At 43.3% G+C, this 14,140-nt stretch carries 7 protein-coding genes; all 7 read right to left on the bottom strand.

The window, feature by feature from the left end:
- Nucleotides 1-84: 84 nt before the first annotated feature.
- The 7 genes from N6H18_RS01930 to N6H18_RS01960 all read right to left on the bottom strand — a co-directional run bounded on the left by N6H18_RS01930 (nt 85) and on the right by N6H18_RS01960 (nt 14,131).
- Entirely contained in the window at nt 85-2,700 is a 2,616-nt protein-coding gene (locus N6H18_RS01930) for a LamG-like jellyroll fold domain-containing protein (RefSeq protein ID WP_262310156.1), read from the bottom strand.
- A 114-nt stretch (nt 2,701-2,814) separates the two neighbouring features.
- Entirely contained in the window at nt 2,815-4,395 is a 1,581-nt protein-coding gene (locus N6H18_RS01935; protein ID WP_262310157.1) for an Lcl C-terminal domain-containing protein, read from the bottom strand.
- A gap of 159 nt (nt 4,396-4,554) precedes the next feature.
- Nucleotides 4,555-5,304: a LytR/AlgR family response regulator transcription factor gene (locus tag N6H18_RS01940; protein ID WP_262310158.1), complete on the bottom strand. Its 750-nt coding sequence runs from the start codon at nt 5,302-5,304 to the stop codon at nt 4,555-4,557.
- 4 nt (nt 5,305-5,308) lie between these two features.
- The gene (locus tag N6H18_RS01945) at nt 5,309-7,228 is read right to left on the bottom strand and encodes a histidine kinase (RefSeq protein ID WP_262310159.1); all 1,920 of its coding nucleotides are present in this window, start codon (nt 7,226-7,228) and stop codon (nt 5,309-5,311) included.
- A gap of 491 nt (nt 7,229-7,719) precedes the next feature.
- A complete protein-coding gene (locus N6H18_RS01950) occupies nt 7,720-9,315 on the bottom strand; it encodes a DUF5107 domain-containing protein (protein WP_262310160.1) in 1,596 nt (531 codons plus the stop codon).
- Between the two features lie 150 nt (nt 9,316-9,465).
- The gene (locus N6H18_RS01955; protein ID WP_262310161.1) at nt 9,466-11,016 is read right to left on the bottom strand and encodes a RagB/SusD family nutrient uptake outer membrane protein; all 1,551 of its coding nucleotides are present in this window, start codon (nt 11,014-11,016) and stop codon (nt 9,466-9,468) included.
- Between the two features lie 19 nt (nt 11,017-11,035).
- Nucleotides 11,036-14,131, bottom strand: a complete 3,096-nt coding sequence (locus N6H18_RS01960; RefSeq protein WP_262310162.1) for a SusC/RagA family TonB-linked outer membrane protein — start codon at nt 14,129-14,131, stop codon at nt 11,036-11,038.
- Nucleotides 14,132-14,140: the final 9 nt, after the last annotated feature.

Raw genomic sequence — 14,140 nt, forward strand, 5'->3', positions numbered from 1 at the left:
AGGCTGAATAACCATCTTATAAAAACAGCAAGGTCAAAGTATATACCTTGACCTTGCCGTGCTCGCCAAATGAGGGTAGATGTATTATCTCTTTATAAATTTTTCAATCAAATGACCTTCTGACCTGACAAAATAAACCCCTGGCGCAAGACTGCTTACATCCAATACATTGTTGCCCACATTTCCCTGCTGGATGGTTATAGTATGTCCTGAGAGATTGACAATACGAATACTGGCAGAGCTGATCAACTCGATGTTCAATTGGTCTGAAGTAGGGTTCGGATACAATATCAATGATGATTGCTCATCGTCAATACCCAACACCTCATCCGAACAACCATCAGGGGCGATCCATGCTCCGATTGCAGTATAGGTACAAGATGCATCATCCGAAAAACTCACTTCCAAATCCACACTATTCCCATCAGCGGTCCCATTGAGGGACACTGTCTGCGGGCTACTAGAAACCGTGAAATTGATGCCATTCACCACCAATGTACCAGTCGTCGGTGCATCTGTGTAGTTCACTGTTAGATTAATACTATAGCGGTTGTTGACCGCACTGCATGACAAAATATCACCAACGGTCACGTTGCTGATACAGTCACTTGGAGTCACATTGCAATTCTCACTAAAACTTGCTCCTGCATCGATGGTTGTCCAATTGGCAGTACTGTAGGCTTCATCATCGACCTGAATACACTCCAAATCTGCATTGTTGTTGGCAGAAAATAGCTCCATGTTCTCATTGTTGCCATTTTTTACATTCAACCGAGTCAAAGCATTGTCGTGGCAGAACAAATTGGTCAAAGCAATATTGTGACTTAAATCCAAAGCCGTGAGCTGATTTTGAATAACTGACAATACGATCAGATCGGTATTGGCACTCAAGTCCAAAGAGGTCAGTTGATTGTTGGAACACCACAAACTGGTCAGTGCTGTGTTGGCACTGATATCGAGGCTGGTCAGAGAATTGCCTGTGCAATCCAGTTCAGTCAGAGAAGTGAAAGCCTCAATGCCAGTCAGGTTGCTAATGCTGTTTTCAGCTACGTCTATCAGACCTGCAAATGCTGCCGCCTCAGTACATTGAATATGACTATCACCGTTGGTATTAATCGCAGCGGTAGCAACCAAGGCAGATTTGAAATTAACATCTGGAATATCGACCGTACAAAGGAATGCTTCGCAATCCGTACTGTAGGTAGACCAGGAAGGCTTATTGGGCCAATTGGCAGTACTGTATGTCTCATCATCGACCTGAATACAAGTCAACTCGGAGTTGGTCAGTGCATCAAATACCGTGAAATTGGTATTGTTACCATTTTGTACATTCAAGACTTCTATCTCATTGCCACCACACTGGAGCTGTGTCAACTGTCCATTGGCACTGACGTCTAGATCGGTCAAACCATTGTCATGGCATTGCAAGATTTGAAGACTGGTATTGGTACTCAAACCCAGCGACTCAATTTGATTGTTGTAGCACCGCAGGTCAGTAATAGCCGTATTGGCACTCACATCCAAACTTGATAAAGCATTGCTATGGCATATCAGAATTTCCAAGCCCGTGTTTTGGCTGAGGTTGAGTGTTTGTATTTGATTGTTGTTGCAATACAATCTTTCCAATGCTGTATTGTTGCCAAGAGTCAGACTTGTCATAGAATTATTGTTGCATGAGAGTCTTGTCAGGGAAGTGTTGGCACTGACATCCAGTGAACCTATCGTGTTGCTATAGCAGGCGAGCTCTGTGAGAGAAGTAAAAGCTTCAATCCCTGTCAAGGAGGTAATACTGCTTGATGAGCAATCGATGGTGCCATTAAATGCCGCCGCTTCACTGCATTGGATTTCGCTGTCTCCGTTGGTATTGATGGCGGCATTTCCTAGCAGATAGGATTTAAAATTGGTATCTGGAATATAAACATTGCACGGCGGAGCAGTATTGTACAAAGCTGTCACCTGTGCCTGATTGAGTGCCACGTTGTAATATTGGACATCATCTATGCCTCCTGTGAACTTGTAGTTCACATTGGTATAGGGAGCGATTTCAAAAGGCGCAGAGGTGTTGACAATACGGTGGCTTTGGTAGGTCTGCTGACTGGTGAAGTAGGGATAATTGAGCTGCGGCTGGCTATCGAGATTACCATCTACATAGATTTGAAAACTATAGCCTGCATTGCCAGGCGTTTGGTAGGAATAGGCCACCAATACAATATGATGCCACTGCCCATCATCTACCCTGTAATTGCCAATGTTAGAGAAGTTTTGAAAGATTGGTGCAGTACCAGGAGTCCCCGTATTGGTAAAAGTATAATTCACTTCCATTTTAGCGAAGAACTCCAGCTTGCCACTTCTCAATGTAAGCATGTACCCCAAGTCTTGATAATTGTTGCTACGGTTGGCAATCAACATCTTGCCATTGATCAGATTGTCTGTGGTCTTGACATAAAAACTGACCGAGATACTTTGACCATCTACTGCAGGAATGGTCAATTTGTCATTATTGATCTGCAAGGCACTGTTGGCATTCCCTGCCCTGTCGGCAATCAGGGTGCGAGTATTGCTCACAGGAGAAAAAGATACACCCGATCCTGTATTGTCCGCAAGCGAACCACCCGTAAACAAAAATTGACGTACAGGTGTTTGTGTCCAACCAAGGGTCACACACCATACACCTAGTAGAGTTAAGTATATATATTTCATTGCTTCAAGTTTTAAATTCTTTGCTGAGTTGATTGGCCAACCCACAACTGTTGGTATTAAGAAATTGGGCAACTGCCTATGACAGTCGCCCGATAATTGTTGTGAATTACCCTTTTAATTGTTTTGGAAATTGGGGTCAGCTGCGGTACGCACCGGAAAAGCATACGTCGAGAGCGTAGCTGCTCCCACGTATGAAAGACATTGTTGGGTCGCATCAAAGGAGAACATATTATAATTGCTACCAGTTGCGACCGTAGAAGTCCAGAAGTACCCTCCAATAGGATATGCCTCAGTATCTTGGTCATCCTCAAACGCTTCACACATGGTATTGCGATCTGTCAAGCTTGGCATACGCCAATCGTTGTAGCCTTGGTGATAATTTATAGCCAGATTTCTAATCGCAGCATCTGCATTGGCCCAGGTGTAAGTACCTGATAATGTAGCTCCTCTTACTATGATGTTGCCACTATTGATATCAACAGCTGCAATAGCTCCACCTCCCCAAGAAAGTCCGTACAGGTCAGTCACAGCAACACCATCATAATAAAGTTGAAGAGGTGTTTCGCCATCATTGAGTCGATCCTGTGCTGTTTCGTTGGTGTCATCCGTCAGGGTAATGGTAATCGTACCACTAGCAGAGGCATAGCCTCCCATTTCTCCAGGCACATCTACAATGACAGTAGCCGTGATGGTAGGATAAAGTTCGTAGTTGAAATACTGTTCATCAGCGACTAATACTTCGCCATTGCCGTTGACGTCAATAGAGCCAACTGGATTTGATGTTTCTAGTGTAAAATTAGCTCTTGCGTCAGGTGCAGCAGCACCAGATATCACACTCCAAGAGATGTATCCGAGTGTCTCTCCATTGGAGTATAGATTTTCCTGCATAGTGAGGGTAAAATCCTGTACCGAGATGGAGAAATTCTCTCCTCCCAATTCTACAACGTCAGTTACCACAATGGTCACGTTGATGGCGACTGATGTTGTGCCATTAGATACTGTCACTGTAGCTTTGGCTGCCTTTCCGAGGTTTTCATAAGTCGGCAAGGTTTCGTAATTAAACAGGCTCTCGTCTGCCACCGTCACCTCACCACTACCACCATTGATATCCAAGGCTCCTACTGGTGTCTCGCTGCTGATGGTGAATGTCACAGCCGCGCCATCGCTGCTAGAGGCAGACAGCGTACCCAATAATGCGCCTTGCGTCGGGTTCTCAGCAATAGTCACAGAAAAATCTTGAGTGGTGATTCGTACGATACCCTCCTCATCTATATCTGTGAGGATAATCATGATGGATCCTGTCTCAGCGACATCCCCATTAGAAACAGTGACCGTACCTGTGATGGTAGGGTTGGTTTCGTAATCAAAAGCGCTGGGCTTGGCGACAGTCAATTGTCCAGTAGTGGCATTGATGGCCATGGCACCCTCAATGGATTGTGTGGTCAAAGCAAAACTCACTTCCCCCTCACTCGTCGATGCTTCAACAGTGCCTAAAATCTGTCCAGCACTTGGTTCTTCATTGATTCTGACCGAAAAATCCTCCACGGTCACAGTAATTGAATCTGACAATGACTCATCTTCTTTGCAAGAAGTCACAGATGCGAAAATGAGTACAGCATAAAACAAGCACATTCCTGCTCTAAAAATGATGCTTGACATAAATACCCGAAAGGTTTTGGTTTCTAAATGATTCATCTTATTTTCTATTTTATTTATTCACAACTTTCAAAAATTGATTGTTCATGAATAATAAAATAGAGAGATGAGCGAGCAACATCACTACATGGTAAATGGTAGCATATATTGAGGGAAGCTAGAGGCACTCTGTTGCGCTTTAGCACTCCCAGCTCGATACTAGAACTGCTGCAACACCTCCAAGAATGTTTCCTTTTTGGCTCTTGCCAAAGGGATATGACTACCATCAGACATTTCAATAGAACCACCTTCTCGTTTGTCAAATTTGCGAAGCTGATTCATATTGATCAAATAAGAGCGGTGAACCCTGAAAAAACCTCTTTCCCTCAGCAGCAATTCATATTCCTTGAGTGTTTGTGAAATAACCAACACTTGACCGTCCTTCAAATGAAACTCAGTATAGTTATTGTCAGACATGCAATAAACAATATCGTTTACCTCTACAATCTGAATCGTATTTTGATCCTTGAGTACAATCTTTTTAAACAAATGATCATTGTCTTGGACACTTTGGGTCAACTGACGAATCTGTTGGACATCTGGAAGCTGAATCAAGTCCCTAGTCACCTTTTCAATGGCTATTTTAAATTCAAACGGATTGATGGGTTTGAGAATGTAATCCAATGCGTTGTACTTAAAGGCCTTAACCGCATATTCATCATGACCAGATATAAAAATAATTTTGAAAGACAAACGATCCTCATCCAACATACCGAGTAAGTCAAAACTGGTACCCGACCCTAGATTAATATCTAAAAGTGCCAAGTCAGGACGATATTCGTCCAATACATCCAAGGCCCCTTGGATAGAATTTGCCTCTCTTATTTCTGCCAATGGAATGGCTCGCAGCAGGAAACTTCGTAAGGTAGCAAGTGCAGCTGGCTCATCGTCGAGCAAAAATACTTTCATCCAATTAGGTTGTAATTAGTTTCGTTGGCAAGGTCAAACTTATCCTAAAGCCTCCTATGTCACCCGATGCATTGATAATGTTTTGTGATTTCAATCCGATTTCATCTTTCATGGCTACTTGCATCACTGCCAATCGTTCGCGGGTGATTTGAGTCGCCAATGAGTTGTGACTTTCTTTATTTTGAACATCGCTGATCCCAATTCCCGTATCACTGATCTCCAAGCCTACCAATTGCTTTGAAATATAACCAAAACGTACTGTGACTTCATTGATCTCCTCACCTTTGCGAAATAGACCATGTTCCAAGGAGTTTTCGATAAATGGCTGTGCAAACATGGGAGGTACACCTACATAGTCCTCATCAAGTCTCTCATCAATTTCGATGTGGTAATTGAATTTGTCCTGAAAACGCATTTTCTGCAGCTCCATATAATTGGTCAGCATATCTACCTCTTCGGTCAAGGTGATAAATTCCCTTCGGCTGTTTTCCAAAATCTGACGCATCAGCGTACTAAAAGTACCCATAAAATACCCCGCTTGTTCCGCATCATTTTCAAGCAGGTATTGCTGAATAGCTGTCATAGAATTGAAGATAAAATGAGGGTTGAGCTGTGACCGAAGAAAACGCTGCTCAACTGCACCTGCCTCCTGCCTTAGTTTAAAACTCCTGCGCTGAGTCAACGTCACACCTACCGCTATCAACAACAAGAGTCCAATCACCACCGCACCAAACTGTGTGTTGCGCTGGCTGATAGTCAGTGATTGTAATTCTGCCTGTTGGTTGAGGTTGAGTATTTCCTGATCCTTTTTTTCTGTTTCATATTGAATCTGCATGTCGGCAATTTGCTTGTCATTCTTGGCGTTTCGAACCGAATCAGTAAAGTTCATTAGCTTTTTTAAATTCATAGCCATGCTTTTGTAATCACCACGTACACTATCCATTTTGTACTTCTCTCTATAGCAAAGTTCCAAGCTACTTTCAGCCAAAAACCTTTTTGCCCAATATTCTGCAGAATCCAAATAGACTGTTGCCAGATCGTAGCGCCCCATACGACTATAGTTGATCCCGACATTGCTGTAGCAGGACACAAACTCTGACTTATCCAAGCCTTCCTGATTTACATAGTCCAGTGCCGCTTTGTTAAGTGCAACTGCCTCGGCATAGTCACCCTTGGCGTAGTAAATAGATGCTAAATTGGTACTCATCAGTAATTTCTTCCCCATCTGATTCCTTTCATCATGGTACTGCATCAATTTTCGAAATATAGCCGCTGCAGAATCCAGGTTATGGGCGTAGTAGTAAAACCCTGCCAGATTATTCAAATGATTGACTTGGGCCTGTGAAGTAATAGAGTCTTCATAGGTATCCACCAACTCTTGCTGAAGTTTAATCGCCTTTTCTAAATTGCCTGTCCTCATATAGGCGAGTGCCAGAGTGCGCAAATTGAGTCGGAGGAGTCCTTCTTCGGGCTTTAGTTTTTGGGCTTTAAGGCAATAGAAAATAGCACTATCATACTGACCCATTAAGTGTACTGTACCTAACTGAGAATAAATCCAGCCTAATTCTACAGTGTCTTTATCTTGTACCGCTATATTTCGGGCTTTATAAAGCATAAATCTAGATTCCTCCATCTTTCCTACTTTTGATTGGGCGTAGGCCAATTTGCGGTAAGCAAATGCTTGTTTTTGGCCAATGCGCTCCGAGAGTACTACAGCCTTGTGGGCATAGTACTCAGCACTATCACTCCGTATCAACTCGACATAGAGATCTGAAATATCTATGAACTGAGTTAAACATGAATCTTCTGGCAGGTTCTTTACTATTACAAGGAGACTATCTAATTTGAGGCGGTCCTCACTAGCCTGTATGCCACTAAAAATAGTCATGACCACAATCAAAATGGCAGGGATTTTATACTTCATTAGGCTCTAAAGCTGGTTTATCACAAGTTTCTTTCAGAAAATATGACTTGAAGATAAACAGATTCGCATGTATTTTGCATCTGTTCAAGATGGAAATTGCGAATACTTTCTTAGAGTTATAAATTCAAACCATTGATAAAATTTAAGCCTGATAAGATTATATTTTTATAATACTGATAACTGTTAACCTGAATTCGATTTCTAAAAGTGCTTTCTACGTCTTTGAGCTTAGTTGTAAGGAGATATTAATACACAAAGCTGTCATTTCGACCTAGGAGAAATATAAACGACTATAACTTAGATCTCTCCTACGTCGAAATAACAAAAACCCACCTTTATTGAACCTATTCTATAGTTTTATAATCGAACTGAGGTTAATACTCTATTTTTTATCCAAAAAATGCTGTCCAAATATCATCTGCCGCTCGCAAATGATAAATTAGTTTTCCCAATGCTATTGCAGTGCACAACGCTTTTCATAGCATTCCAAATCAGTGCACCGCCACCTTCCTCGTGACTACCGAGCTACCATCTGCTACACGTATGAGGTAAATCCCCGCTTTGGACAGTTGGATGTTGATCTGACTATCTGCCACATGTGCCTGTTGCACAGTCTGCCCGTTGAGGTTGTAGACTTGATAACTATAGGATCCCGATTGAGGCATTTGTGCAATGACCTGTTGATTGCCTAGTGTATGGATTGACATTTGATCCAGTTCAGCAAAAGCGGAATGGGCTTGAAGTACCGCACCTGCATAAATTTCTCTGGAGGTTGATAATACCGCTTCGTCTGCTTGATTGAGCAATTCTAGTTTCGCCATATAATAACCTGCTGAGATGTCCTCCGACAGGACATAATTAGCAGCTTGTCCCAAAGCCTCGAAAGCAATTTCTTTCTCCACCTTGAATCCCAAAGGATCGTCAAGAGACAAAACTAAAGTATATGCCGCATCGGATTGAAAGGTGTTCAACTCATAACCTAGGCTTTGCGTCTCTTCATCCCACAGCATATGAATCGCTGCCTGATTGTCCATCGCGTCTATCCCCGTCATACCGACTGTCGCACAATAGCTTTCCTTCCAGCTTTTCTCTTTATTGGCAGTCAGAGTAGCATCCGTAAAAAAGGATTCAGAAGCCCCCGCCCAAATCTCTATGTAGTTGTCTGCTCCGCCGTTGCTGAAATCAAACATATCGTTACCTACATTGCTTCGTCCCCAAGTCCACAGTTTCACACCAGGTGTCTCTTGGTTGTCAGAGATGCGCATGATTCCCTCCTCATTTTCATGATTGATGACGCCCCAATAGTTGGTCTTGAAATCTGCCGCATAGGCAATCCCCATGTCCACCCAATCATCGAGGTAAGCAATATCACTCATGGCATAGTAACTGTTATAGTTGCCGATCCATGCACCAGGGCTCCATGCTGCAAAATACTCTTCAGATGGAATGATCATTTCGGAATTGAGTGGGGAGGCTGTCTTGCCCACCTCAGAACCTGGCGTGAGTGTTGTACAAGTCCAATACTCGTAGTTCACGCTTTTTGCTTCGTTATTGATGAGTTTGACATCAAAGTCCCACACCGCACTATGGTTGTAGACGCTCACTTCTACGATACAGGTGATGTGGGTCGTACCGTTGTTGAATCCACCCGGGGCTCCTGAGTAACTCGATTCATCTGTATATTGCATCTGGATGGTGACAGTATCAGCGGTATTTTTCAATACCTCATAGTCCCAAGCCACTAGCCAAGTCTTGCCATGCTCGGGCTCAGGAAAGGTCGGGAAAATCCCTCCCCAAACCATCAACCAATCATAGTAGAAATTACCCGCATTCATTCCATAGGGAGAGCCACACTCGCTCTGATAGAGATATTCGTGCTGCGTGGGTTTATAATAGTGAGACAGGATTCTAGCACCATACTCTGGCACGATGACCAATCTAATGAGGTCATTTTCTATGACTTTAGCTCCTGCGAACGAGACCTGATCTATGTCAGTATCCCCAGTACTCCAAGAGTCCATGCTGTAGTCCGGATTCAACCCATAGCGATGATGCTGCCACGTCACTGTTGTGTCACGTAAAATCACTTGCCCCTGTGATGAAGTGTAGCTAACCACAAGAATCAAGTATGAAAATAGAAATTGAAATGATTGTATTTTATTTAAATAGTTCATAATAAGATGGGATAAAAAAAGGAGGCAGTGCCTCCTTCTAAGTATGAATAAAACGAATTGCAATCAATACCCGTCATTTTGTGTAAAATTGCCATTAGACAAATCAAGTGCCTCTTGTGGAATAGGCAAGAAGCCTCTGGTCGCAGGATTAAATGTTACATCAAAGTTGACCTGTTCTCCTTCGTACAGTGGTCCACGTTCTCCTACTTGAGTCAATTCGGATTCTGCGTATGCCAAACCTTTTCGGAGTAGATCGAAATATCTCAACCCTTCTAAAGCCAACTCCAATGAACGCTCATTGTAGATATTTTCGGCAGTCGCAGGAATCGATGAAACACCCGCTCTTGTTCTCACTCTATCCAAATAAGTCTGTGCATTGGGACTCCCCAACTCAGCAGCCATCAACAGCACATCTGCAAAACGAATCACTCTAAAGTTCGCCTTACGGTTTAGCTCCAAAGAACCGTCCGTTCCCCAGTGTTCCTTGTCTGATGAGTACTTCTGAGAGAAATAGGTCGTGTGCTGAAATCCGTGATCAACTGTCGTATTGATTTCTGATTCGTGCAGAATCGTGGCTTCCAAGCGGACGTCTGCTGGATCAAAAGCCTCGACAACCTTATAAGAAACAGGTGCATAAGACCAGCCCCTGTTCCAGTCTCCACTACCTCCAGCTCTAGGTCCCTGTAGCTGAGCTGCAAGGTTGCCTTCTCCTCCTGGGATGTATCCCCAGTCTCCCCATCCTGGTGAGTCTCCATACCCTATCTCGAATACAGACTCTATGCTATACTCAGACTCTAGCCTAAACAACATGGCATAATCATCTAGCAAGTCATGCCCACTGTTGGCGATGACGTCTTCGAGCTCTGCCAAGACTGTGACCTTGTCCAAGGTCACATCACCTGCAACCAAGTCTTTGCCATAGACTCCATTGTAAAACAAGAATACTCTTGCCAACAAAGATTTAGCAGCCCATTTGCTCAACCGTCCCGTTTCGTCAGCAGCAATTACCTCTGGCAAATCCTGACTAGCCTCGTACAAATCAAGAGCGACCTGATTGTACACCACCTCTGGATCGGCTTGGGGCATATTGTAGTCGATACCTTTGACCGTTTCGGTCATAAATGGAATGTTCTCAAAAAACCTCAATAATTCGAAGTAAGAATAGGCACGACAAAACTTGGCCTCTGCTGAGGTTCTTGCTTTGAATTCGTCACTGGCATCTACCCCATCAATATTCTCCAAAAAGAGATTGGCTCTGAACACTGCTACATAATTCTTTTTCCACAAAGTCGCCGTCTGGGGATTTTCTGCAGGTGTATTAAAAGTATTGAGCTGCTGATAGTTGAATCCATCATTGGCATCACTCCCTCCGGCGAAAGCATGATCTGACAAGACGTCCGATACAGTAAGTACAGGTGCCCATGTCGTCTCGTAAGCCTGTGCCTGTATGCCATCATAACAAGCCATCAGTGCTTGCATGGCATCTGTCTCGGTTTGATAAAAATTCTTTGAATCTGGATTGACTAAATCTGGTCTATCCAAAAACTCATCGGAACAGCTCAATAGCATGAATGAAGCCAACAGCGATAAAATATATTTATGATATGTTTTCATAATTCAAATTCTTTTAGCCTTAAAATGTAATGGATGTACCCACTCGGAAGGTTCTTGCCTGCGGATAAATACCTCTATCAATCGCAATGTCAAATGGACTAATTGCACCGATTTCAGGATCTGCGCCACTGTAATTAGTAAAAGTGAGCACGTTCTCTGCTGAGACATAAAATCTCCACGTGTTAGCACCAATTCTGTCCAAAATACTGCTTGGTAAAGTGTACCCTACTTGAACATTCTTTAATCTCAAATAAGAGCCATCCTCGATGTACAAATCAGAAACTCTACTATTGTTGTTGGTATCCGTCCAAGTGAATCGTGGCGTGCTAGTGCTTGGGTTCTCAGGGGTCCATCTATCCAACATAGCTGTAGGCATGTTGGTGTAGCGCAAATCACGTCGTTGCTGGCCAGCAAAAATATCATTACCCAATGTTCCCGTGAACAAGAACGAAAAATCAACTCCTTTGTAATCCAAAGATCCATTGAATCCAAAGGTCCAGTCTGGAGTCGGGTTGCCAATGTTGGTTCTGTCTTGGTCATCGATGACACCATCACTGTTCAAATCCACAAATCGAACATCACCCGGAACAGCTTTTGGCTGCAAAGGCTTTCCCTCTGGCCCGATGTGCTGAAATACCTCAGTATTACTCTGGAAGATACCATCTGTCTTGTAACCATAGAAGTATGAAATAGGCTCACCTTCAGTAGTTCTAGTCACTGGTCCCGCTACTGCCCAAGGAGCTCCAGGGATGCTAGCATTGCCTGTATTGTCTATCTTGAGCATCTTATTTTTATTGTAGGTAGCATTGGCACCGATAGAGTAGTTCAACTCACCTGCTGCATTTCTAAAATTCAAGGACATCTCTATCCCTTTGTTCTCTACTGAGCCTACGTTTTGAGTGGGGGGAGCAATGCCCGCATGCGGCTGAATAGGAGGGTCAAAAAGCAGCATAGTGGTTGTCTTATTATAAACATCTGCCGTACCTGTTAGACGATTTTCGAAGAGTCCAAAATCAACTGCCAAATCCAACTGTTTAGATTCTTCCCACTGAATATCCTCATTAGCAGCATAAGCTGGAGACGCACCTACGGCATAACCACTGGCCAACGTATATCCTCGGTTATAACTTATTGGAGAAGCGTAACGGAATCTACCTATAGCCTCATTGCCATTGACACCCAAAGAGGCACGGAATTTCAATAAATTAATTGGCCGTATGCCCTCCATAAATGCCTCATCACTCAACACCCAAGCCACACCCACAGAGGGGAAAAAACCATATTTTTTATTGTCACCAAATTTGCTCGACCCATCTCTTCTCACAATCAAAGTAAACGAATACTTGTCTTTGAAATCATAGGTAATTCTACCAAAATAAGAAGATATAGCATCTTCGGTAGCGCCCCCCCAAGCGTTGGCCACTGTGTCCTGTGCTTGATCGATGTACACATGATCATAGTCTAGTAATGGAGCTTTGTCTTTAGATCCCCCTACATTTTCCCAGTTTTTCTCTTGCGCCGAAGTACCTAAAAGAACAGAAAAATTGTGACCACCGAATTTCTTGGAATAAGTAATGGTGTTGTCAAATTGCCAAGTAAACCACCTCTGCGCTTCCTTGGTTACACTAGTCCTTAACAAGTTACCTTGTGACCCATTGAGATAAAAAAGTGGTGTAAAGTTACTATTGATACCATAGGCCAAATCAATAGAATAGGCCGTTCTGATCTTCAATCCCTTGATCGGTTGAAACTCTGCAAAGACTCCACCTACGAGTTTATCCTCGTTCCACTCACCATGCTGATTGTCTATCAGTGCTAGCGGATTTACTATTTCTGACCCTACGTTGGTAGATATTCCATACGGAAAACCATTGTCAGCGTAGAGTACAGGTTCGCTAGAATATGGACTCTGAGACAAAATATCTGCATCTTGCTCTGTGACAGGTGTCAATGGATCAATGTTCAAAGCAGAGCTATATGCACCTCCAAACGATGTGTTACTAGAAATGCCTCTTGTTATTTTATGGGTATAAGCCACATTGTTTCCAAAATCCAACCATGACGTCACATGCTGACGAGAATTGAATCTGGCTGTATATCTGTCAAATTGAGACTTCTCTCCTCCAATGATTCCTTGCTGAGAAAATGCTGAAATCGAAGTAGTAAAGGAAGATTTTTCTGACCCTCCCGATATTTGTATTTCATGATTACTTATTGGGGCATTTTTGGTAAACATTTCATCTTGCCAATCAGTATCATGGGCTGGGATTTGAGCCAAGTCAAAAGGCTCATCCAATCCCCCATTTCTAGCACCTTCGTTTTGCATCATTCGGTATTGCTCCGCATTGAGCATGTCGATTTTCTTTGCAGCATTTTGGATACCGTAGTAGCCAGAGTAAGTGACATTGATTCGTCCTTGTACCCCTGATTTGGTGGTAATCAATACCACACCATTGGCTGCTCGTGCGCCATAGATCGCTGCGGACGCGGCATCTTTCAAGACATCGATGCTCTCGATATCTCCTGGGTTGAGGTAGTCAATCCCACCTACGACCATTCCATCTACGACATAAATCGGGTTGGCATCACCTGTGGTACCTGCCCCTCTGATCCTCACAGTAGGTGCTTCTCCTGGCTGACCAGAGAGATTGGTTACCTGTACCCCTGCGGTTCTACCTTGTAGCGCTTGCTCGACACGTAGAATTGGCGTAGAGGTTATCTGTTTGGCAGACACACTGGCTATCGCACCTGTCACTACTTTTTTACTTTGCGTACCATAGCCAATCACTACCACCTCTGTGAGCTCTGTCATAGATATTTTGAGGTCTGCATTGATAACAGATCGACCACCAATTGGGATCTCCATCGGCTCATATCCTACGAAGGAAATGACAATTGTCTCTGCTGCGTCTGAAACGCTCAACGTATAGTTCCCGTCCAAATCCGTAACAGTACCATTAGTTGAACCCTTGACAATGACCGTAGCGCCAGGAATGGTCTCACCATTGGATTCATCTTTCACCACACCAGTGATAGTCGAGCTCTGTCCGAAAACCTGAGATGCCATCAAAGTCATCAGCATCACTGGTAAATATTTTAGTATTAGTCTTTTCATAATTTGATT

Origin of the sequence: Reichenbachiella agarivorans (genome assembly GCF_025502585.1) — a bacterium.
GTDB classification, from domain to species: Bacteria; Bacteroidota; Bacteroidia; order Cytophagales; family Cyclobacteriaceae; genus Reichenbachiella; species Reichenbachiella agarivorans.

Excerpts from the sequence above, each read along its gene's own strand:
- N6H18_RS01945 (WP_262310159.1), bottom strand. The coding sequence starts at position 7,228 with ATGAAGTATAAAATCCCTGCCATTTTGATTGTGGTCATGACTATTTTT.
- N6H18_RS01935 (WP_262310157.1), bottom strand. The coding sequence starts at position 4,395 with ATGAATCATTTAGAAACCAAAACCTTTCGGGTATTTATGTCAAGCATC.
- N6H18_RS01940 (WP_262310158.1), bottom strand. The coding sequence starts at position 5,304 with ATGAAAGTATTTTTGCTCGACGATGAGCCAGCTGCACTTGCTACCTTA.
- N6H18_RS01930 (WP_262310156.1), bottom strand. The coding sequence starts at position 2,700 with ATGAAATATATATACTTAACTCTACTAGGTGTATGGTGTGTGACCCTT.
- N6H18_RS01960 (WP_262310162.1), bottom strand. The coding sequence starts at position 14,131 with ATGAAAAGACTAATACTAAAATATTTACCAGTGATGCTGATGACTTTG.
- N6H18_RS01955 (WP_262310161.1), bottom strand. The coding sequence starts at position 11,016 with ATGAAAACATATCATAAATATATTTTATCGCTGTTGGCTTCATTCATG.